15 protein-coding genes and 1 pseudogene are annotated in these 24,234 nt (G+C 36.1%); 9 read left to right on the top strand and 7 right to left on the bottom strand.

Annotation, left to right across the window (positions count from 1 at the left end):
• Positions 1-888: 888 nt before the first annotated feature.
• The 5 genes from DEU40_RS14935 to DEU40_RS14915 form a co-directional block, all read right to left on the bottom strand.
• Positions 889-2,742, bottom strand: a complete 1,854-nt coding sequence (locus tag DEU40_RS14935) for a UvrD-helicase domain-containing protein (RefSeq protein WP_110010576.1) — start codon at positions 2,740-2,742, stop codon at positions 889-891.
• Positions 2,723-4,747 (bottom strand): ATP-dependent nuclease, encoded by a 2,025-nt coding sequence (locus DEU40_RS14930; RefSeq protein ID WP_062696523.1) that lies wholly within the window; start codon positions 4,745-4,747, stop codon positions 2,723-2,725. Before DEU40_RS14930 ends, DEU40_RS14935 begins: the two co-directional genes overlap by 20 nt.
• A gap of 28 nt (positions 4,748-4,775) precedes the next feature.
• A complete protein-coding gene (locus DEU40_RS14925; RefSeq protein ID WP_181397979.1) occupies positions 4,776-8,513 on the bottom strand; it encodes an AAA family ATPase in 3,738 nt (1,245 codons plus the stop codon).
• A 1-nt stretch (position 8,514) separates the two neighbouring features.
• The gene (locus DEU40_RS14920) at positions 8,515-9,750 is read right to left on the bottom strand and encodes an exonuclease SbcCD subunit D (RefSeq protein WP_110010573.1); all 1,236 of its coding nucleotides are present in this window, start codon (positions 9,748-9,750) and stop codon (positions 8,515-8,517) included.
• Between the two features lie 865 nt (positions 9,751-10,615).
• Positions 10,616-12,235: an AraC family transcriptional regulator gene (locus tag DEU40_RS14915; RefSeq protein ID WP_110010571.1), complete on the bottom strand. Its 1,620-nt coding sequence runs from the start codon at positions 12,233-12,235 to the stop codon at positions 10,616-10,618.
• A gap of 736 nt (positions 12,236-12,971) precedes the next feature.
• Here DEU40_RS14915 and DEU40_RS14910 point away from each other — a divergent pair.
• The 9 genes and pseudogenes from DEU40_RS14910 to DEU40_RS14870 all read left to right on the top strand — a co-directional run bounded on the left by DEU40_RS14910 (position 12,972) and on the right by DEU40_RS14870 (position 21,402).
• Positions 12,972-14,342, top strand: coding sequence for a hypothetical protein (locus DEU40_RS14910; RefSeq protein WP_146207868.1), 1,371 nt, complete (start codon positions 12,972-12,974; stop codon positions 14,340-14,342).
• Positions 14,343-14,412: 70 nt separating this feature from the next.
• Positions 14,413-14,628: pseudogene (locus DEU40_RS14905) on the top strand (arsenical-resistance protein); the annotation flags it as partial.
• Positions 14,629-15,697: 1,069 nt separating this feature from the next.
• Positions 15,698-16,444, top strand: a complete 747-nt coding sequence (locus tag DEU40_RS14900) for a GLPGLI family protein (protein WP_181397978.1) — start codon at positions 15,698-15,700, stop codon at positions 16,442-16,444.
• Positions 16,445-16,502: 58 nt separating this feature from the next.
• A complete protein-coding gene (locus DEU40_RS14895) occupies positions 16,503-16,874 on the top strand; it encodes a DUF3887 domain-containing protein (RefSeq protein ID WP_110010566.1) in 372 nt (123 codons plus the stop codon).
• Positions 16,875-17,075: 201 nt separating this feature from the next.
• The gene (locus tag DEU40_RS14890) at positions 17,076-17,687 is read left to right on the top strand and encodes a hypothetical protein (protein WP_110010564.1); all 612 of its coding nucleotides are present in this window, start codon (positions 17,076-17,078) and stop codon (positions 17,685-17,687) included.
• A complete protein-coding gene (locus tag DEU40_RS14885) occupies positions 17,687-18,214 on the top strand; it encodes an SdpA family antimicrobial peptide system protein (RefSeq protein WP_110010562.1) in 528 nt (175 codons plus the stop codon). The genes DEU40_RS14890 and DEU40_RS14885 overlap by 1 nt, the downstream gene beginning before the upstream one ends.
• Positions 18,215-18,218: 4 nt before the next feature.
• Positions 18,219-19,124, top strand: a complete 906-nt coding sequence (locus DEU40_RS14880) for a hypothetical protein (RefSeq protein ID WP_146207867.1) — start codon at positions 18,219-18,221, stop codon at positions 19,122-19,124.
• A 2-nt stretch (positions 19,125-19,126) separates the two neighbouring features.
• Entirely contained in the window at positions 19,127-19,567 is a 441-nt protein-coding gene (locus tag DEU40_RS14875; RefSeq protein ID WP_110010558.1) for a hypothetical protein, read from the top strand.
• A gap of 575 nt (positions 19,568-20,142) precedes the next feature.
• On the top strand, positions 20,143-21,402 hold the full coding sequence (locus DEU40_RS14870; protein WP_110010557.1) for a hypothetical protein: 1,260 nt from the start codon (positions 20,143-20,145) through the stop codon (positions 21,400-21,402).
• A 116-nt stretch (positions 21,403-21,518) separates the two neighbouring features.
• Here the strand turns inward: DEU40_RS14870 and DEU40_RS14865 are convergent, their stop codons facing one another.
• Together DEU40_RS14865 and DEU40_RS14860 are read right to left on the bottom strand one after the other, a co-directional pair.
• A complete protein-coding gene (locus tag DEU40_RS14865; protein ID WP_110010556.1) occupies positions 21,519-22,217 on the bottom strand; it encodes a DUF1826 domain-containing protein in 699 nt (232 codons plus the stop codon).
• A gap of 146 nt (positions 22,218-22,363) precedes the next feature.
• Positions 22,364-24,226 carry a T9SS type A sorting domain-containing protein gene (locus DEU40_RS14860; protein WP_110010554.1) on the bottom strand — a complete coding sequence of 621 codons (1,863 nt, stop codon included), beginning with the start codon at positions 24,224-24,226 and terminating at the stop codon, positions 22,364-22,366.
• Positions 24,227-24,234: the final 8 nt, after the last annotated feature.

The following is a 24,234-nucleotide window of genomic DNA, read 5'->3' as shown; positions in this document are numbered from 1 at the left end:
CCAACGCGTAAAAGAACTTTAGATCACCATGATATAGCAAATTGCAATATGTCTACCCTTCCCAATCAAGCAAAAATTATCTTCCGATTCCCTATATGGAATAATACTCCTTGTTACCACAAAATAATATAAAAAGAAGATAGGGAATCAGTTTTTATCAAAAGAATGTCATGTCTGGACTTCCTAATTGAAAACAGCATCATAGAAAGTAGTATTTGCTATATGAGAAATAAATATTACTTGATTTTAATAACATTATTCTTAATCTTCTGGCATTTCTTCAATTGAAAACAAGCTTGATAAAGTATTAAGAGTATATAGCGATTTAACAAAAATATCAAATGCAACTTGACGATAATTTTCATCAGTCAATCCAAAGTAATCCATGGCTCTCTTGACACTCTTGTTTGAACTGCTATACCTATGAGCTATCATTGTGGCTAAACCATTTAGGATAAACAAAGGGTTCCATCCCTTCATCACCGAAGCGGTAATATTCTGTAATTGAGCTACCCTCATTATATTGTGTGATTACGCTAGGGTGACCTTCAGAGCCCCAGTGAATACCCCAATTACGACTTTCCATATATGTAGTTAAATATTCAGGTTTTACTAATAGGGCAATATATTCCAGAATTAACTTTCTCTTCCTCATGATAACCATGGTAAACTGTTATCCATCCATCTTTAATGAAACGTTGTTTTATTAAAGTGTGTTGTTCATGTAGCATAAATAGGTCTTCTTTCATAAACTAAATTGAATTTTATATACAAATAAAGCCAATAGCTACGCAGTCAATTTGCGTATATATTTTTTTAGTAAAAAACTATATTTTTGGATAAGGTTCTAATGATTTCTAATATTTTTTTTAATTTGATTGTTAAATGTCAACTATTTAACTTTCTTTCAGCCATTGTAACTATACCCGATTTTTTTAATTCGTCAAGAATAACGCTAATATTTGTTATTGATTGATCCCGCAATCCAAAACGACCAGTTCTTTTCTTACTAAATGTAAATGCTACACGCTCTTTTGCTCTTGATAATGCAACAAAAAATGCACATTTATCTTCATCCGGTTGTCGTTCAAATGACCAAAATGCACCATCCTCCAAGCCAATAAAAATCACAGTATGATATTCAAGACCTTTGCTTTTATGAATTGTCATAACTGGTATTGTGTCTTTACCAAGTACCATATCTAACGCTAGAATCATATTATTCTTAGTAGTATGATAATCTTTAATAAGCACCTCTTTCAAAGAAGTAATGGTTCGATCGAATTCAGCAGCATTTTTGTATGACGGAAAACTTGCTCTAATGCGGTCTTTACCTGCGAAGTCGATGATTTCATCAATAAGTGTATTGATCTGCTCTTCACTGAGAGTTCTCTTTTGATATTCATCTTGCTTTATCTTAATAAAAACTAAAATGATATTTTGCAGTTTTATTAATTGATCATCTTCTAATTCTGTGTGAAGATTGCTTAAAAAAACAAATGCCGCTTGTTTGGCTTCGCCGGCTTTTTTCTGAAAAATAGCATATAGAATATTAATGATATAAATACAGACTTCTTGTGTTAAAATATCTTGCAATTTATTTTCGTCTCTGGCTTTAATACCATTTTCATTAAAATAAGTAATGAGATCTCCGGCATATTGCGTTAATTGCTGTTTAACCAAAATACATATATCCCTGGGATTTATCCCTTCTGTATTTATCCAATCTTGAATTTCACGAAAAAGTATTTGCATTTCTGATTCTGGATTTTCAAAAACCCAAAAGTAACATTCTCCCTGTTCGGCGTTCCATTTCGGCGATGGAGTAGCAAAATCATCTTTTCCTAATAAATGACGAGTAAGATGATTTAACAAAGTCACTAGTCTGGGCGCACATCTAAAGTTCATATTGAGAGGAATTCTAGTCGCATTTACATCAGTAATAAAATCCTCAAACACAGTTTCTCTTGCGCCGGCCCACATCATTATACGTTGTTTATCATCACCAACAGCGGTGTAAGAAGTGTGACTATCTAAAAAGCAACTTTTGAATAGATCATACTGTAGTTCAGTAGTGTCCTGAAATTCATCTAAAAATACAAAATGATAAGTTTGTTGAAGGTATTCTTTAATTTTCGGGTTTGTATTGATAATATATTCAGCCAAACGCATCACCATGGTGAAAGATAACTTTGATTGCTGAATCATTTTCTGCCAAACTTTATATCTTATAGCCTCAGCTTTATTATTTGATAAGTGCGGTAATTGTGCGTTATGAAGTTGGATAATGGTATTTCGATGTGTTGTATTGAAATAATTAATATCTTCACTTTCATATAAAGCTAAAATGAATTGATCCCCAAGCACAATTTCATATTCTGATGAGATTTTATATTCATCTGGAAGTGCTTGCTTAAATCGATCTAATAATTGTTTGGCAAATGAGTCAAAGGTTAATGAATCAAAGCGTTTAGATAATTCGTCACCGCAACGAAGTCTAACCCGTTCTTTTAGGTTGTATGCAGCATCTCTTTTAAAACTTATTGCTAGTATCTTATGAGGAAATTTACAGGTATTCGTTTGCAAGAGGAAGCAAGCTTTTTGAGCTAAAAGCTCTGTCTTTCCTGCACCCGGACCAGCCACAACAAGGTTATTTTCTATAGTGGTTGCAACTTTAAACGCGTTTTCTTCAAGATCCATTCCATCTGTTGGGATCCATTCTTTAGATTTGATTGGCTTCATCTTCTTGATTTGTTTTTAAAAGTGACGATATACAATCAAAAACCTCCATAAATACCTGAGGTAGATTAGCATTTATTTCTTCATCAGTCATAGACGATAAGACCTGAATATGGGTAGTTGGTTTTCCTCGGCCTAAAAAGTGGTAATTATACCAGATCATTAATTTTCGATCTTCCTCAGAGTAGGTAGCTGCGGTTGCTTTCTCTGATTTTAATGTAGCTTGGATGGCTACCTTCACTTTAGCATCAAATTTTTCAGCTTCAGTTGTTTCATCTGGTATTTGAGGTCCTCCATTTTTTGGAATTGCTTTTCTATAAAATTCTGGATAATGTGTAAGCATTAGAAAATCCAAATCAAGAGGATTAGAATAGAAAATATTATACTTTCTCAAGTAATCCACCCAGCCATTCAAATTTTCAATTGAATCTTTTTCTGTCAAACTCCAGGTATGCATTTCTTTTAATGCATCATCAGAGAGTATACTTCCATCAGCCAACTTTAGAAGCTCTTCTTTTTTTATACCTATTTTAATTAATTGATTAAGTGCATATTTAATCCTTCCCCAACCTCCACCTTCTCTTTCCACGTCTAAATCTAAGAGAGTAACATAAGGAATATGGAGTGTTTCTAACAATCTCCAAATATGATTTACAAATCGGTGGCCAAGTGGGGCAAAAGTGATAATATTGTCATCAAAATCAACTTCCATTACTTCCATAAGTCTATTGAAGATCACTTCTTCACTATCTCCTTCGCCAATTACAACCAATCTAGCAAAGTATAATTCGGGATAATTGTGAACAGCTTCCTTGACATACTTGTATGCATCATCTGTTTTCTCTGGAAGTAATATTTTATTTACTTCAGTTTCAAATTTTTCCGTAATTCTAAAGTGAAGAATACTTTCCGGATTCAGCCTTTTAACGATCGCAGGTGTATGAGATGATAGTAAAACCTGTGAATTATCTTTACTTGCGATTTTTTTTAATATTTTTATTACCCTACCTAAAAGCTGTGGAGCAATATGATTTTCGGGTTCTTCTATCGCTAATATTGTCAGAAGAGGCCTATTTATCCCAATATTCTCTTCGTCATCATTTTCTGCTAATTTCTCTTCTATTTCCAGTAAGGCACATACCAGTGTTAAATAAAATAAAGAACGATAGCCCTCTCCCAGCTCATCAATCTGATAGGTTTTGTGGGTTCCGGTGGGACTAAAGGATATTTCAAGCTTTTTCAGAATGGAATCAAGATCGCTTCCTCCAAAGCCAAGAGTCGTATCTTTATAACGCTTATCTTTATGGAATTGTCTCCAATTTTCTGTAATAGATGTTTGTACGATATTAAAGTCTTCCAAACCTTTAAAAGCATCATTTATATCTTTTATTTTTTCATCGAATTCTGATTTAAAAGTATCATTTGATTTTATCTTTTTTAAAACACGAAATAATATACTTCCAGACGCATATTTTAATTGTTCAACAGGTCTACGTATTGCAGGAACATAAAGTATTTGTATCAGACGTTTTAAGTGATTAGGAAATATTTGTTTGGTGTCGTCACCTTCTACACTACCTTCAGGAACTTTAATATAATAAACTTTACTATCAATTTCACCTTCAGGACCATAATCAGTTTTTATCCAAGAAGCTTCGAGTCTCAACCGGAGATATGGATTGCTGTTTTCTTCATCAATTACCATATCGGTAAAAAAATGAGGAACTGCTTCCTGCTCTTCTTCGTCAAAATCAATTCTGGCTTCAATAGAAAGAGTCCTTTCAGTAATATCTTCAAGCTTTTCATCTTTGCCGATATGAAAATCTTGCCGGAAAATTTCCCTATCTGTTAAGGATTGTCCAAATAATTTTCTTAGTGCTTCAAGAGCAGTGGTTTTACCAGCACTATTGAGTCCAATAAAACCAACCAGTTTTTCATCAACAGGAATCTTAATTTCTTCTGGCCCAAATGATCTAAATCCTTTAATCTTTAAATTACTTATTTTCATAGTTATAATTTTTAAGTTTTTTTTAGTTCTAAACTCCCATCACCTCCACCTTACTTCTCCCGCTCTGCTGCTTGCTCACCTTTATCTGCACCGGGATCCGTTCCGTCATTTCCTGTACATGGGAGATCACGCCGACTTTACGGCCCTGGTTGTGGAGGCGTTCGAGGGCGTCCATGGCGATATTGAGCGTGTTGGGATCCAGCGAGCCGAAACCTTCATCGATAAATAAAGATTCCACTTTCATGCGGTTGGACGACAGGGAGGCAAGGCCCAAAGCCAAAGCCAGTGACACCAGGAAAGATTCTCCGCCGGAAAGTGAATACACCGTACGCACTTCGTCGCCCATGTCCTGATCCACCACCTGCAAACCGAGCGATGCCGGAATGCGTTCGATCCGGTAGCGGCTGGTGAGCGCCTGCAAATGGATATTGGCATAACCAAGCAATACATCCAGCGTATATTCCTGCGCAATCTGGCGGAATTTCTTCCCATCAGCCGAACCGATAATATCGTTGAGCTTGGCCCAGTTTTCGGTAACGGTAGCCTGTTCCGAAATGCGTTTTAACAGGTCGCCGATTTTGTTTTTGTTAGCTTCGTCCTGCTGCAAGCGGAAACCGTTTTCCCCTTTTTTGTGCTTCTTTTCTTCCACTTCCGATCGGGCATTCGTGTGCAGGGTCATCAGTTCTTCGAGTGGTATTTCCGCGTTACTGTTTTTCTGATGACGGTCTAAAGCCTGTTTCCGTTCGGTAAGAATGCTGTTGGCTCTGGTCAGTTCCTCATCAATAGCTTGTAGTGCTAAACGTTCATTTTCGATCCAGTCATTTCCTAAAGCGAGTAATTGGTGAAGTTCTTCCAGGTTGAGCGATTGCTCATTTTTTTGATTATAATCGTTCAGCCAGTCCTGTATTTGGCGGGAAGTTTTCTGAATTGCTGCGTTCAATGCAGTTAAGGCGTTTGCCAGTTCCTCCTGTTGGGTGAGGATTTTGGTCTGTTCGATCGCCAAGGTTTGCTGTTTGGTTTTCAGTAGCGCTACATCTTCCTGTGCTTTGATAACCGCCTGTTTGAACTGAAGTTCCATTTCGTCGGCAGGCTGACCATCAAATAGGTTTTTACGTTGTCTAGTAAGATCCAGATACGATTGCTGTTGCGCACGGTGGATTTCGATTTTACTACTGGCTTCCGTTTCCAGCGTTTTGGCTTGGCTTTCCAGCTCTTTCAGTGTGGCTTCGAGGGCTGCTTTTTCCCGGGTACGGACTTCCAGTTTTTCGGCTTGGGCTTTCCATTGTTGGGCAAAGGCGGTGATGCTTTCCACAAAGGTTTCCGGAGCTGCTTTCCAGTTGTTAATCCAGCCGGATATGGTAAAATATGGGGCAAGAAGCTGTTCAATTTCATCCAGATAGACGGTAGCCAGCTCCTGTTCACGCCTTGCCTGGCTGTGCTGCTCGTCATAAAGCGATAAGCTGTTTTGAAGGTCTTTCAGCTGTCCGGCAAGGGTATCGATATTTTCTTTCAGTTGGTCGATTCCTGTTTTTGCGGCTTCCAATTCCTGCTTCTGCCCGGCATAGGCTTGTAATCGGGCAGAGAGATCGGCTTGTTTGGTTTTAAGGGTTTGTAATTGCGCTGTGATCCAGTCCGCTTTTCCGGCATCGGGAATATTCAAACTATTTTTGGCGATATCAGATTGTTCCCAGGTTTGCTTTTGGGTTGCCAGAGCTGATTCTTTAGCATGTATTTCTTCATTTCGCCGCTGAATATTTTGCTGTAGGGTGGTGCATTCCCGCTCCAGGGCATCATGACGGCTGTGGAGGCTGAGATGGTATTGTGTTTTCTCCTGGCTGGCTTTTTCCAGTTGGGCCAACACTTTTTCCAGTTGCGGATTTTGTATAGCGTAGGGATGATGGGTGCTGCCACATACCGGACAGGGTTTATCTTCCACCAAAGCTTCCCGGAGTGTTTCTACATTTTCAGCCGATGCCAGACGGGCCTGTTGCAGGAGCTGATCTGCGGTATCGCTTTCCGCTTTTGCTAAGGGGAGTTCTTGTTTGAGTTGTTGTAAAAGTTCTTGTCTGGTCTGATGATCGGCTTGTTCCTGTACCTGCTTCTGCCGTAAGTTTTCCCATTCGGTCTGTGCATAATACAAAAGCTGCCATTGCGCCTGTGCCCTGACGGTTTCTTCTACTTTCTGATCGGTTTCGGTTTTATCGAGAGTTAAGCTTTCCATCGGAACGGAGCGTAACGCTTCGGACTTTGCCTCATACGTTTTCCGGTTTTCGTCCAGCAGTTGAAGCTGATTTTTCCAGTTGTCCTCAATGGTTTTCTGCTGCACTTCGGCCGCCTGGATTTTATCCTTTAACGCCACTAATTTTTCGGAAGAAGCTTTTTGGTTCTCCAACAGCTTTTTGGCATCTCCGAGTTTGGCGAGAATGAGGTCTGTATGCTCGGCAACAGGTTTGCGGGCTGCCTGTTCGGTTTGCCACTTCGTAATGCTTTCAATCTGTAAAACAAGATCGGTGAAGGCTTGCTGTTTTCCTTTTAAGATATCCTGATGTTTCCGATTCAGCCCGGCAGCTTTTTCAGCCTCTTCTTTCAGCCGGTCGACCTGTTCTTTTTTCTCTCCCAGCAAGGTATCCAGTTTGCGGGCTTCTTCCAATAGCGGTAGGGAATCGGTAAGGGCCTTGTTTTGAACGGAAAGTTGATGTTCTGACTGTTGAAGCTGCTTTTCAAGGCTTTCTTTTTGTTGCTGTAAGGAAATCAGGGTTTCCTTTACCGTTGCCAGTGCTGTTGTTTTAACGGTATGTTGTTCCTGTGACTGCGCCAAAGCGTCTGCCCAGCTTCGGGTTTGTTGTGCCTGTTCGGCCATTCGCAGGTGCCTGCTTCTCGGCAAGGCGGAATCTTTGTTTTCGGTTGCCTGCTGTACCATCAGGATGGCTTCATCGTGGCCCTGACTGTATTTGGCGAGCTGCTCATACCAGCTGATTCCTGCGTTTAATCTTTCGATTTCTTTATCGAGGTCTGTGATCTGCCTCTCCAAAAGCGCCTGATCTGCCGCCAGAACTTGCAGTTCTTCATCGCTTAAGGTCAGAATGCCTTCTTTGTGCAATTGAAGGTCACGCAGCAACACTTCTTCTGCTTTATATTTTTCGTAAACCTTCCTGGAAATCTCGGAGTAGATATGGGTTCCGGTCAGCTTCTCAAGCAGGGAGGATTTCTCATCCCGGTTGGCTTTCATAAAAGCAGTAAAATCACCCTGCGCCAGTAATACCGAGCGGGTAAACTGTTCGAAATTTAACCCGACTAACCTTGCAATTTCACTGTAGGTTTCGGCTTTTCTTCCCGGAAGATCAACCTGATTGGAAATGTTTTTTAAGGTCACGGCATCCGACTGAATGCTTCCGTCGGCCCGGTTTCTGGCCCGTCGCACACTCCAGGTTGCCCGATAGTTTTGCCCGTCGATCCCTCTAAAATCCACTTCTGCAAATCCATCTGCCGTGCCGTCACGTAAGATACCGCGTACATCGCCCTGGCTCATAGTGCTATTTTGTACATCCTTTATTTCAATGCCCGTTTCTCCTCTTGCCTGAACGTAACGTGGTGTTTTACCATATAAGGCGAGGCACAACGCATCCAGTATGGTCGATTTCCCCGCTCCGGTAGCGCCGGTAATCGCAAAGATGCCCGCCGAACATAAGGGTTCTGCCGTAAAATCAATTTCGGTAGTGCCTTCCAGTGAAGCTAAATTTTTAATGCGTATGGCTAATATCTTCATGTTATCCGGCGTTTTGGTTGATTTCCTGCGCCACCTGTTGGAACAATTGCATGATTTCCTGTGGTACTTCGCTCTGGTATCTGGATTGGTAGGCTTTACCGAAAACATCAATGGGCTGCAGTTCATTCAGCTTTTCAGCGGTGATGAGTTCGGGTGTTGCTGCGGCAGCGGCCGGATATTGGGCATCGATTTTAGCCAATCGTACCGCTTTACCAGCCAGGGCGGTTTCTATTTTATGACGTAAAGCAGGCTCGGGTCCATCGAGTAGTACACGGACTTGCAGATAAGGCAGGTTTTCCATGCCGGCAACCAACTCTGGTAATTGCTCCAACTGGGCAATGACTTCATGCAAAGGCTGATGCTGATGTGGAATTCTTTGCAATGGCACAAATACCGGAATTTCAATCGCCTTCATATTGCTGATTTCCTGATCGAGATCAAAAACAATCACCTGATGTATGTAATGAATTTCTGAAAAGGACATCGGCAAGGGACTGCCACAGTAGCGGATGTGTTCCTTTCCGCCTATTTTCTGCGCCTTGTGGATGTGTCCCAACGCAACGTATTTGATATCGGAATGAAAAGCACTCGCTGAAATACATTCCACACCGCCCATGATCAGCCTTTCGGTTTTATCCAGATCGGTAATTTCTGCCTGCTGCGTATGCAGGTGTCCCATGGCAATAATAGGCTGGTCTTCCGTGCTGTATTGTTGGGCATACGCAAAGGCTTCCTGATATAAAGCCGCGACGCCTTCGGTGTAGGGATTGGCACAATCGGCAATGGCAGGATAATCACCCATCCGCAGGAACGGAATGGCCAGGCAAAAAGCTTTTATCGCTCCGGAAGTATCATGTATTTTAACCAGTAGTTTTTCGTAATCAATGTTTCCCACTGCATCTTTTTCTACCAGGCCGATAATGTGAACATTAGAGGATTCCAGTAGAGGTTTCGGTGCTTCCAGCCGTGCTGCCGAATCATGGTTACCTGCCGTAATCATGATCTGCAGATGAGGCACGGCTCTGGTCGCTTCATTTAGGAAACGGTAGAACATCCTCACCGAGGCTGCCGACGGATTGGAACTATCGAAGATATCACCACTGATCAGCAAGACTTCAATGTTTTCAGTTAATAAAATTCCTACCAGCCAGTTCAGAAACTGCTGATGCTCGTAGCTGCGGTCGTATTCGTGAAACAGCTGGCCAATGTGCCAGTCTGCGGTATGTAGAAATTTCATAATACAGTTTTAGGACGGTTAATCTGTATCCCAATAAATTAGGGATACGTGCAGACCTGACTTGCCTGTTAATCTCCGGACAAATCATTCCATGCTTTTGATGAAGCAGGCTGTTAAATTAAAGAGGATTGTATATTTGGTTTTTCATAGTGAAAGTTATTAGTTTATGCAATTTAATAATTAATTCAAAACCACTACTAAAATTCAAGCAATTTTGCATGCTCTTCACAAATTCTTTAAGCTTTATCAAAATATCGGGCTAAACTACTTATATAAAACAAGATGGGTTTACGGAAAACAGTAAGGAAATGATGTATATTTTTATACGGAATGAAGATAACAATATTTATATAGGAAATGATACGCTTAAACGACTGAAAATCAACAACTTGCAATAATCAAGCAAAATCACCTAAATATCCTATAAATCGCTGTTTTACAGCGATTTATATATTTTACAGAAGAAAATTAGCACTATAAATCAGTTAAATTTGTCCCCAGTTTTGTCCCCAAATTCTAACCTAAGAAAATAAAAATTAGCTTTATTTTATGTCATTCAGAAATGTTAAAAAGTTGTATCAGATGCTGTGCAGGACCCTTCTCTCAAAATACAAATGATAAAAATAAGTTTGAAGAATCTATGCTATATTTTGAAAAGCTTAAGTTGAAAATCTATCAAAACTAACTGAAAGATAAAGCAGTCTATAGATACTTAAATATCTACTGATGCTTCTTTTAAAATATCACTATCTATAATTTGACGATAAAACAGAATTAATGTTAAATAATGTAAGGTAATTTCAGGACGACACAAAGTAAAGTCTCAATCAAATTACTCAATAATAATTTATTGAAAAGACAACGCTCAAATGTTTTTATCCTTCTTCAGGTTTCCAATAAAATAGGAAGGAGTGAAACCTGTTATCTTTTTGAAATGGATTACAAAGACCTGGCTGGAAGCAAAGCCACATTCCTCTGCAAGGTAGGTAATCTTATATTCCCTGTAACGTGGGTCTTCTACGAGCTTATGGGTGATATAGCTGATCCTTAACCCATTTATGTAATCATTGAAACTTTTTTCTCTGTGGATTTTAATGATTTCTGAAAGATATGTAGTATTAGTGTTCAGTTGCCCTGCCAGATAAGGCAGATTGATATTCTTTTTCAGGAATTTGTCCGACATCTCAAACTTACCCAGCTTTTGTAGAATGGATTTCGTTGTCTCATCGGTAATGCTTACAAGTGATTTGCTTCCATTCCCATCATTCAATTTCTGAAACTCTTTACGCTCGATTTTCTGAGTGTTCTCTTCTCTTATTTTAGCGATCAGTTCTTCATATTTTTTGTGGGAGAGTTTATTTTTTCTTCTCCAGTATGTCCACCCCGTCAAAGTGAGTACAAGAAGGGTCACCGCAGAAACTATAAATGTACTCCTCACGGTATTCGTTTTTTCTTTTTCTTTATTCTCTATGATTATTTTTACAGGAGTATTAATCCCTCTTTTTTCAGCATTCATCATACTGTCATTGAGTGCCATATAAAGATTTGTGTATTTCTCAGAAGTTTCTCGATCACCCTTCGCTACACTGGATTTGTAAAGTATTTGAAAAAGATCTCTTCTTATCTCTGGTGAATGGCTTTTTTTCTCAAGTATAATTCCCTTTTGAGCATGAACTATGCAACTATCATATTTTTTCTGATCCAGAAATAATTGTGCTATTGCTGTGTTTGCAAAAAGAGGGGTATTATTGGTAAACTTATATTTTCTACAAATATCCAGAGCCTTATGAAAATAACTTTCTGCTTCCTGTGGATTTTTCAGTTCATTACTTGTAATACCCAAATTTAGATAAAGCATCGCTAATTGTGCATTTTTTTTCTTTGTCATTTTTTTATTATTCTCACTTACTTGCAGAAGTGCCCATAATTGCTTTAGATAACTTTTTTGCAACTTATCTAAATTGGGTGAAGGTTCACCTTTCATCCCTTCTACAAAAGCAAAACCGCTATATATTACACCTAACGAATAGTATTTATCATTCCCTTTTTTTAATTTTTCGTTATATACCAATGCCTTATTCAGACAGTTTTCGGCTTCATCGAGTAATCCTAAATATGAATATGATGAAGCTACATTTGTATAATTAAGACAAACAAAATAGTCTGCTTTTATTTTATTTATTAATACATCATTTTCTTTGCCAATCAAAGTAGCTTCTTTGTATTTACTACTGGCGTTAAAGGCAAATATTAAAGACATATTGCATCGAAATATGCCATAATCATATTTTATTTTTTTTGCGTATTGTTTGTATTCTTCTGCAGTCTTGATTATCATTTGAGGATTGCCAGAAAACTCCAGTTGGTCGAGTATAGCAATCTCCTTTTTTTGAAAGTTTTCTTCCTTTGTTTTTTGTTTTTTTGTCGGATTAGTACAGGAAATTCCGAGAATAAGTAATAATAGAAAATAGAAGTTTTTACACATAATTCTTAAATATGTTTAATACAATTTAATGTTTTTTTCAATTTTACCAGCAAAGAGTAAAGCTTTCTCTAGCTCTGTAAAACATTTCTTAAGCAGATCCATTTGCTTATAAGTGATTCTTTTTTCCTAGCTAACGTTGTGCAACGCCCTTCATCCAGTTTATATTCTTGGATTTTTGTATCCAGGTTTTTTGTGGTTAATTTTGAATATCCCGTTTCTTGCTATGCTGAATGCAGACTTAGGGTAAAAAGAAAAAAGACAGAGAAAACATAGACATAGAATAGCAATTTCATGGAAAATAATTTGTAAGTTGAAGTTATTTGTTTAGTGACACAAATGTATAAATTCCTTTCTCTACAGGTTATATTTTTAATAGAATATTTTAATTATTTATTCTTATAATTTTAAATAATAACTATTTGATTAATTACTACTTACACTATAAAAAACACTTCTCACATATTTCTATCAATTTAAACCAAATTACTTGGCATAAATTAAATATTGCTTCCATAATTGTTTTGCACCAACTAGGAAACCTCAATTACATTTGCGTCATAAATCATGAGAAAGAACTTAATCTATTACCTTTAACCCTTACCCCTCATTCAGGTTTTACTACAACTTTCATAAGTGACTTTAATATTTGATTAAGCAGGGAGATAATACCTTCCCTTCTTTTAAAAAAAACAATAACACAATCAATATAGATCAACCCTTAAAACCCAAATCAAACATGAAAATTTATTTATTCTTAGGAGCTTTAAGCTTCTCAATGCCTCTCTTCTCTCAAGTAGGTATTAATACTGAAACTCCAAAAGCCACACTTGATGTAGTGGGAAAACCAACAGAACCTACTGCCCTAGATGGCATCCTCGCACCAAGGCTTACAGGTGATGAGTTGGCTGCCAAAACGTATACCACAGCTCAAACAGGGGCCATTATCTATGCTACAGCATCAGCAGCTTCCCTTTCGGGACAGGTAGTAAATGTAGATGCAGCGGGCTATTACTACTTTGATGGATCAGTGTGGCGGGCATTCACTGGATCGGGGCCGTCTAGTACAGCAGACATAAATATCTATAAAGACAATGGCACACTGACATCGGATCGGACTGTCACACAGGACGGAAAATTTTTGAGATTTTCAAACATACAGAATACAACTTTCAATAATGGGTCTGGTGGATTAGTTCAAAGCTCAGGAAGTGGAAGTAGGGCTTCAATAGGGTTAACAAATAATGGAGCTAGTCAATTTCAGTTGTATTCCGACACCAATAGCGCTACGCAGATGTATGCTTTGGGTGCTTCTACTGCACTTAATATAGGAACACATTTAAATTCTGGATCGGCAGCGCCGATTCGATTTATCACAAGCGCAGGAGGAGGTGCTGCAGGGAATGAAAAGATGATTATTACGGGAGGGGGAAATGTGGGTATAAGCAGTAATACCCCTACAGAAAGATTTGATGTTAGTGGCATTGCCCGGTTTAGAAGCCTTCCACTAAATGGTGCTGCAAATGCTATCTATACAACCCCTGGAGGTACAGCATCTACTACCCAAAATCAAACTTTTACTGCTGCCAGAACAGTAGTTGCAGATGCAAATGGTGTGCTTGGATATGTTGAAGGAGTGCCAACAGATGCAGGAACATCAAAAGTACTTGTACTTGCAAATGCACCAGGAACACAGAATGTGCAAGGGCAATTTATTCCTAATGCTGCCATTGGTCAGTTTACAAACGAAGGCCTCGATATTCATAATGCATGGACGAATAATGTTTTTACAGTTCCATCTGATATGGATGGAGTCTACATAATAGTCATGCAAAATTCTAATAGACATACAAGTACGGGAACAGCAACACCTACATGGCATACAGCGGCGTACTATGAAAGAAGTACTGATGGAGGAACAAGCTGGAGTACAATGATAAAACATACTTATTCTGATCTTGCTGGTACTATTGTAGACAATGGCAATACTTTATACTGGACAGGATTTTTAAATTCCGGAGACAGAGTAAGGGTTCGTTTCAGCTGTAATGCTACTACCAATAATATTGTAGACTACGGAGGTATTTCCATCACTAAACTGGCTCAGTAAGGCTAAAATAAAATTGTTAATTTACAACCTAACCATCAAAAGTAAGGAAGAAGTGATATCATTACTTGTCTTTACTTATAGCCTCTTTGTATGGTTATTTATCAATATACTGCCCGGTAAATTTGGACTAGCCAACTTCAATGTCAGTATTTCAATGAAGGACGTCACAGAAAGTGTTCTTATCTATTTGGGTATTCCTTTTCTGACCGGCTTCCTAAGCTGATATATCTTAGTTAAATCAAAAGGTATAGAATGGTACAATAGAAAATTTGTACCCACAATAAACCGCAGTTGATATGTTGGCTCTAGATAAGGATGATGTAACGGATTGTTTGATGGGTACCGGAATTAATTACCAAGCAAAATGCATTTCAGGAATTTCGTGAACATGACGGATTTCTTACATGTAGAAACGACGAGGGTCAAAATACGCGGATAAGTGCAGCAATGATCACCAAAATACATCCGAGTAATTGGAGGGATTCAGATTATTGGATTTTTGAAAATGAAATGGCAATACTTCCTATAAATTTAAGGAATTCATCACTAATCACCAGATTTATTCAAGATGATATAATTTATAGAACCAGCGGGAAATCCTTTAGTGATATCATTGTTTACTGAAATGATCTTACTGACATTGAGATCGATTTGAAATGTCTTTTCAATTATTAATGAGTTATTTTTAGAATATCACTACCTTTGTAATAAATATTATTAGTTTGTGGGATTCTGTTACCCCATTGTCCCTCAGAAAGCATAAATATCTGTTTATCAGTTATTTTTACTTTTTGTATCGGGAAATAGATACAACCTTCTTTACCATATTTTAAGAATTTTGAATTCGAAATATAAAACAGCCTTTTTTGAGGCTGTTTTTTTGTTTATTGAATTTCCTGTTCGTGGTTTCTGAGCTTTGGAGCTTTATTACTGACTCAAAGTCAGGAGACTGTGCCAGCGGGGTTTTGTCACAATCAGTTTGAATTAAAAGAAATAGCCAACGGAAAGATTTTTGTTTATCAACTAGATTTTACAGATGATGATATACCTTGTAATCATTCCCTATACACCGAAGGAAACTAAAACTCTCTGACAATAAACTAACTTCTGAAAAACTTTAAACAATTTCATTGAAAAAAACATTAAAAATTCATTATATAATGATTTTTTTAAAGCAAATATATGTCATAAATAAGATATTTAATCATTAAAACAATTTCACAATGAAAAGAATTGAAATTGATTCTAAATTGGTCTATTTTCGCAACTATAACCAAATATAAAAAAACAAATGTTGACAAAAATTATAAAACTATATTTCTACTTTGCCTTTTTGTATGCATATACACAAAATAATGCAACTCGTTTTTTTTTATGAGCTAACCTATAAACCTAAAAAGGAATCTTCAAAAACTGAAAAGGCAATTGGAATTTTAGATATTGCTGAAAAAGTATCAATATATAGAGATTATAATTTAGTTGCTCAAGATTCAATTTTAATTCAAGCGGCTGAGAAAATGCATAAGTCAGGGTTTTTTTATGATATTGGAAAAACAATGAAATGGCCTGCTTTCACTTTTAAAATTAAAAAAGAGTATCCTGAAATGAAAACTATTTTAATAGATGGTATTTCTCAAAAATACTTTGGATACATTGATACTTCTCCCCAAAATTGGAAAATTGAAAATGAAATGGATAAAGTTACTGGGCTTTCTGTTCAGAAGGCAATTTTAGATTTTGGAGGAAAAAAATGGATTGCATGGTTTACAAATGAAATTTCTTTTCAAGATGGACCGTATAAATTTCATGGGCTTCCAGGATTAATTGTAAAAATAGAAGATGTTGACAAAAATTATTCATGGGTGCTTACTGGAGTAAAAAAAATATCAGATTTTTCAGAGTTAAGTTTTACAGAAAAAATATCTGGTTTTAATGATGTAAATATAATTTCAAAAGATAAATTTGAGAAAGCTTACAATGCATTTCGAGAAGATCCGTTTGCAGAAGCAAGGTCAAGAATAACACCCCAGATGAGAACTCAAAAAATGCCTGGAAGTGATATAACTGTTGGAGATCTTCTTAAGCAACAGAAGAAAGGGTAGATAAGTTTTTTAAATCAAATAATAACCCAATAGAAAATAATTTAACAAACAAATAAAAATGAAAGTAATATTAATATTCCTATTATTTCCTATTTTTTGTTTAACTCAAAACAAAAAGGATATAGGTAAAGATTTTGTAGAAGGTCTTTATAGTAAAGAAATTGAAAAATCTTATTCTTATCTTGACTCTTCTATAACAACTAAATTTAGCTTGGATCAGTTAAAAACTACACTAAGAGATGTAGGGTATCAATTTGGTAATTTTAAAGGAATTACAGAAATTAATAATGAAGGAAGTGTGTATTATTACTATTGTGATTTCGATAAAACTAAAATTGATATGCAAGTTGCCTTTAATAACTCCAATAAAATTGTTGGTTTTTATTATGTCCCGCATAAAGATTTTAGTTCAGGTAATATTCCAAAATAAAACATTTAACATAAACACAGTCAATTAAAATTAACTATAAAATACTTATCATGAAAAAAATTAGAACTATTGCGCAAAGCCCAGTGTTTATCCTTATGTTGTTATTTAATTTAATTTTATTTATGTCAACGCAAATAAAAATACAATAATTTCAGAACAGGTAAAATCAGAAAAAAAAGTGGGGAAGAAATTTTTAAAGGATTGTTTTTCTTACAAAACGAAGTTGCTGATAATGTTGAATCTTTAAAAAATGTTAAAACTCAAATAGTAAATTCAGCTAATTCTAAACAAACATTACGGAATTTAAAAAATTTAAGTGAGGAATCTTCAAAATTTATTAAAGAAAAATATCCAAACTTCTTTGATAAATTACAGAAAGCTATGTACTCTGGTAATTTATATGAAATTGATAAATACCTTAAAGAATCTGTTGTACTTGTGGAACAAGCTGGTTTAGCTTCTGATAAATATTCAGGACTATTTACTTTTAGTAATGCTATTAAAAATAATGATAAATTAAGAAATCAAATTCTTAGCTTAGATTTGAGTAATCCGAAAGATTCACAAGCATTAAATGATATATTGAATGATTATGCAATAAAAGAAAATATTGCTTCACTTTGTACTTTAGCGGGTGCTTTTTGCGTATTTTATGCTGTCGCAGCAGCAGTATCAATAGCTGTTGCAGCGTATAGTCTAATTACAAAAATGGCATATTGGGATCCTATAGAATCCTTGTCGAATTTGGAACCTTCCAAACAATTAAGTAAGGATCTTCTAGTAAGTCAGTTGAATACTTATTTTAAAGGATAATGGGAAATAACTTTTCTAATTATAAAAAAGTTATTTGGGGATTTTGGATTTTTATTATCATTAACATTTTTTTTTCTTCTCTCAAAACTCAAGTAGTTTTGGGAGAGAAATTAAAAATGCAAATAAGTACTTTATTTCCTGAAGGGTGGAGTTTTTTTACTCGTGATCCACGAGAACCACTTTTAGAAGTTTATAAAATTGAAAATAATAAATTATTATATATTCCCTTATCTAATTCTTCTAAAGAAAATTGGTTTGGATTTTCAAGGAAATCAAGAGTTCAGGGATATGAAGCTTCAATTATAGTTTCAGAGGCTCCATCTAAATTATGGATAGAGAACACAGGAAATAACTATGAAAACCACATAAATGATGTTGCTTTTAGTGTTAAGTCTAAAAGATCAAATAATTATTTTAAAAAGGGATTGTACTTGTTTATTCTTAAAAAGCCAATACCTTGGGCTTGGGCAAATGAACATCAAGAAAAATTCACTCCATATTCATCTATTAAGATTAACCTGAATTAATTAAATGTCATCTTTTTCAAAAATATATACAACGAATGTCTTGCAATTTGCAAGATTCTTTTTAGCGTTAAGTCTTTTTTTAACATTAATGTGTACACCCTTTAAGGATCTTTTTCCTGAATTTCATATAGTAAAATTGAAAAATAATTTAAGAGAATTATCTTTTTTAAATTATTATTTATGGTTTACTAATATCAAAATTCCTTACATTATAACTTTATTCATTTTGGCATTAGTCATTTTAGGAATTTACCCAAGGTTTCTGGCAATTTTACATTGGTGGGCTACATATTCCACTTTTTATACAATGTTTATAATAGAAGGAGGAGATCAAATTAGTGTAATAGTTACATTGCTTTTAATTCCAATATGTATTTTAGATAAAAGAAGATTCGGATGGAGTGAATTATCTTTTCCTATTTCTACTAATAAATATCTTCTATATTTTTCCTATACAACTTTTATAGTTATACAAATTCAATTATGCATACTTTATTTAAATGCTGGAGTAGCAAAACTCTCAGTATCGGAATGGGTTGATGGAACAGCAGTGTATTATTGGTTTAACAATAATATTTTTGGGGCTCCTGAATATATTAGGGTTCTTTTAGGTGGTCTGTTTACTAATAATTTAACTGTCTCATTAATAAACTGGTCGGTGATAATATTAGAAATTATGCTTTTTGTAAGTTTTTTTCTTGAACAAAAATTTAAATATGTGTTATTTTTTATAGCATTTATTTTTCACTTTTTCATATTTCTAATTCATGGTTTAGGAACATTCTGGATTTCAATGACTGGTTGTTTGATTTTATTTTGTTTTAACCCTACTATATCTTTTAAGCAGAATCTTATTGAAATTAAGAAAATACTATTCTATAAAAAGCATTTGTCAATACAAAAAATATAATTATGAAAAAGCAATATTTAAAATTCCCTGTTTTATTACAGTATTTATCTGTTATTCAATTTATTGTAGTACTACTGATTTGCCTAAAAGGCAATCAGCCTCTTAATACTATTTATTTTATTTCTATTCTTTCTTTATTTGTTATTTCAATACTGTTATTTTCTAAACTCACAATTATTATTACAGATGATAACATGAAATATTCATTTTTCCCATTTTTACCTTTTTTTAAAACTATTAAAAAGAATGAAATAAAAAAGGCTTACATAGGAAATGCAAATGATTTTTATAGTATGATAGGCTGGGGTATAAGATATTCAAAAAAATATGGAGTAGGTTATATATTAGATTCAGAAAAAGTTATTTATATAGAATTAATAACGGGGAAAAAAGTTATATTGAGTATTAAAAATGAAAATGATTTCTCATCATATTTAAAATAATGTGATAATATTTTATATTTAAAGAAATACTTCAAAGAGGGTGTCTGGATTTTTTGGACACTCTTCCTCTATTACGAGGTCGTCTTAATTTTTTAAATTTCCGTCAGTCCGTGCGAATTCTTTACAAAAACAACAGAAGTATGTAGTTTTTTATTGAAAAACAGTCATTCTACTTTCTAAAATATCATTTACTTTGAAGAGAAACACAAAGTACAAAATCTAAAAACCGATGTTCTCTAATTTTAAAACTAAAATCAATATCAGAGTACCAAAAAAAATCATTGTAGAATCCTTTTAAAATGAGTTAATACAAACTACGGAGAATCAACAGGAGAACTAACATATGATGGTTACTAATCGTGATACTACTTGCTGTAGATCCGCATAAACAAGCAGTAGTTTACTTTCTGTATCGGTAAGTAAATTCAATCCTTTCAAAATTTCACCCCAAAAAATATAAAACAGCCCTTTCCAAGGCTGTTTTTTCATTATAAAGCCTCTTCAACAAAAAATAGCGAAAAAGGGTAATTTTTTGGTATTGGTCTGCAGGGGTACCTTTATCAAAAATAAGTATCATGGACGCAATTATTAAAAAACTATCCATTTTAAGTGTGCTGATTTCACTGATGAGCTTCTGTTCCTTGCTGTTTGCTCAGGTTTATCCTATCGGACAGATGTTTTTGACTACTTACGGTCAGTCTTTTACGATGTATAATACAGGGGTGATTGTTCAGGATGGCAATCCGGGAAATGCCGGCCAGGCCGTATATGATCAGACCGGAATTAATTATCTGCGCTTACCGTCTGCCGTTCCTTATCAAAAGGCCTTTTTTCTGGATTTTAATAAAAATATTATAGAGCTGGATTACAGATATGGATACCGAATCGTGGGTTATTCCAATATTCCTGTTCCTCCTCCGCCCGTTATGTATCTGCCAAAGCCTACGTATGATCATCAGATAGGAATTGAAACCGCTGACGGATTAAGACCGTTACCCACCCAGATTATTGACGAGCAAAAACCTTATGGGGATGTCATGATGACCAGTGAGCAGAATGCCGTGGACTGTTATAAAAATTCTTTGAATTTTGACGGATCCTTAAACCAGTTGAAATTCGGGGACTGTATGGTAACGAATATGGCAGGACAGAAAGAACTTGAAATTTATAAATGTGCCAAAAACTCAGCTACCATGGAAGAACAGAGTCTTTGTATGCTCAGTATTTTAGGCGGTTCAAAAGAAAAACAAATTACCCGGGATATGTTGAAGTGCTATAAAGAATATGGCGGCAATTATGAAATGTATCCCCTTTGTTTTGCTGATAAAGTCAATGATCCTGAACTCAAGCAATTAGTTTCCTGCTTTAAAGATCAGGCCAACAGTGGAGAAATATCTTTCATGGGAACTGCGGTTTGTTATGGTGCAAGTAAGCTTAATCTGAATACAGAAGCTCAAATAGCTGTGGAATGTGCGGTAAGCACCGGAGGCCAGCCGTATGCATTTGCAGGATGTGCGGGCGGTCAGTTAACCTATCGTGAATTAAATAAATGTCTAACAAACGGAGTTGGTGGTGACAATGGATGTTTCGGAAAAAATAATACGATTGTTAAAGGATTAAACCAGATTGGAGACGCTTTAAAAGGTCAGTTTGGTCCTAATAACGATATCGTCAAAACATGGAATACGACCGTTCATGATTTACAATACGGCCCCGGAAAAAATCATGAAGCGGTGAAAGTGGTTAGAAACATAAGCAACGAACTGGGAAAAGCGGGAACTAATGTAGCTAAAGAAATAAAAAAGGTAGTGCCCAAAATAAAAATAAAATGGTAAAGCTGATCTTCTGAAAATAAATAACTGATATGTAACTCAGTCTATCAATTATGAAAATCCAATATCCTGAAGATGTTGGATTTTTCATAACCTCATTGATTTCGATGCAAATTGAATTAACAAATCAGGAGAAGCCTGTATTCACCATCATTTTCCACAGGTGCCCTGTGAACACAAGGCAAAGCTTCCTGATCAGGATGATCTACCGCAATACGCCAAAGATGGCCAATTCCTAAGTTAACAGGCTCTGCACCGGGCTTCGGCTGATAATGAAGATCAAAGAAATACTCTTTCAGGAAGTCTTCAAATTCCTCTTCAGTGCCATCATGTAATTTTTTGAGCTGTTCCCGGACTTCAGGAATTACAATTTTCTGTTCCACCTGATCATTAGCGATGATATCACTCGCTGTTCCGTGATAAGTGCATAGAAAAGTATCTGTTGCAACAGGCGAACGGTCTACATGATACGAGTATACATCCGTTGAAATAAAACCGAGCTCTTCGTCCCGCTCATAATTTTTAAGCAAATTAAGAACCGGAGAAGCTCCAAAATCTGTCAATAACCGCAGGTCATTTAAAATAATTTCTCTCGCCATACTCCCCTCTTCTGACAATTCCAATGCTAAAAGATCTTCGCCGGAAACTTCTGTAATATCATCTTTCAGCTGAAGCTTTGTGACGATTTCTTTAAAGTCACCCACTAAATTCCTATGCCAGCAAATGGCATTCATAACACCTTGAAAACGGGTATTGACAAGTTCAGAAAAAGAAGAAACCACCTCAATTTGATCATGGCCGGAAAATGCAGTGCTCATAGGTTGGAATAAACAGTTTAGCTGCTTAATTCTGCACAAAAATACGGAATAGGTTCTCAATTGTATAAGATGAAGGCTAAAAAAACAGCATCCTTTTTAAAGAATGCTGTTTATATATAAGGTTATTAATTTTCAGTTTTGTTTTTTTACTTCTTCAGTATCTTTTCTGTTACTGTTGAAGATTTTGTTTTAAGTTTAATATAATATACCCCTGTCTGAAGAGAAGATAATACGATCTGTTCCTGCATCATAGTCAAAGTTCCCTGTTTTACCAGTTGTCCCGTAGTTCCAAAGATTTCATAAGAAACCAAAGGCTCTTTGCTCCTGACGGTAAGCACATCCTGAACCGGATTCGGGAATAATTGAATTCCTGCCTGTACGGCTGTTTCCTCTACCGACATCTGGCTGCATGCTGACTTAGAATATTTTGTAATGAAAGACTGGGATTTTCCTCCCGTCACATTTACCGTCATGGTATTGACATTATCATTGGAATCTGTAAAGAGCTGGTCATGAAAAAGACCGCCTAGTACATAATTTCCATCTTTATCTACAGCAATGGCTGTAAATTCATCCTGAACCTGAAAATTACTATGAATTTCTCCGGTTCCAATTACTGCACCCGTATCTTTATTGAAACGTACCAGCAAAGGATCTGATAAATCTGAATTAGGACGTGTCATTGAAAAGTTTCCCCAAATCTCATTCCAGCTTCCTTTGGCGAAGGCAAGTTCATTTCCGTTCAGTGCCAGTTTTCCTTTCATGAAACGGTACGCAGAAAAGCTTGTAAGCCCATCCGGAACTTTTGCCCATTGTACAGCTCCATCAGCATTCAGCTTCATCACAAAAGGAGTCTGTCCCTGATAATTTTGTACTGGGAAAGAATAGTTTCCGAAAGTGGTAGGAACTGTTCCTGAAAAATAACGTCCGGAAATATAAATATCCGAAGAACCTGAACCTTTGATTACGGAATGAATTTCATCATCCATAAATGCCGGTAAGCTATTGTCAAATTCTTTTCTCCATAATTCAGCTCCGGTACTTCCGTTAAACGCAAGTATATAGGCATTTTTTGTAAAAGGAATATTATTGTACGAAAGACTTTCCATAGTACTGCTGTAGTTTCCTACCATTCTTTTTCCTGCCAGATAATATCTGTTTAAGCTTTCATCGTACAGCAGATTTACTTTACCATCAGTTCCTCCTGCAGTTAATCCTCCGCTTATAGGAAGCAATAGTGGCGTTGCAGGTGTCATACTCCCATTATCATAGTTGAATTTAACCAGATAGTACTGAAAGGAGGTAGTGAAGGTTGAAGGCACGGTAATTAAACCATTTAAATGATTTCCTGCTCTGAAACCCATAACAGCATGAATATTTTTGGATGAATCCATATACATCATCTGAACATCACAGCGTCTGCTGAGATAACTCACATCTCCCTGCAAAGCTTTACTCCAATCCAATGTTCCGTCAGAAGTTTTATATTTAAGCAGATATGCCGCTTTATGCGCCGGTTCTACTGTCTGATCATAATAGGTATACAAAGGCATGGTGTGAGTAGCATCAAAATGCATAGGAAGAGCGGTAGGATCGCCGCTGTAAGAATTATTATAAAGAGTAGCCATTACATATAAACCACCATTATTATCCACCTCGATATGCCAGGCATTTTCACCATCTTCTGATCCGCCAATAACGGTAGACCACAGTGCATTACCCTGACAATCCGTAGCAAACAAAATAAGATCACGTAGTCCATAATTAGGTACAGCTACCCCATTCAGATTCTGGCCTCCATTCCATACACTTGCGAGATAATAGGTGTTGTTATTGTTATCTACAACAATATCCCGTATAGATTCATCAAATTGGTAATTAAACCCCGGATCGGCAGAACCGGATTGGCCGCCGGCCTGTTTTGCCCATTGCCACTGGTAAGTCTGACCGAAAGATAATACCGGCAACATCAATAGTAATCCCCAAAGCTTGTTTTTTAGTTGTATCATATAAATTC

It is taken from the genome of Chryseobacterium sp. AG844, from assembly GCF_003182335.1.
In the GTDB taxonomy this organism is placed as follows: domain Bacteria; phylum Bacteroidota; class Bacteroidia; order Flavobacteriales; family Weeksellaceae; genus Chryseobacterium; species Chryseobacterium cupriresistens.
Note: the sequence above shows the minus strand (reverse complement) of the source record. Positions and strands in the feature narration are given on the sequence as shown.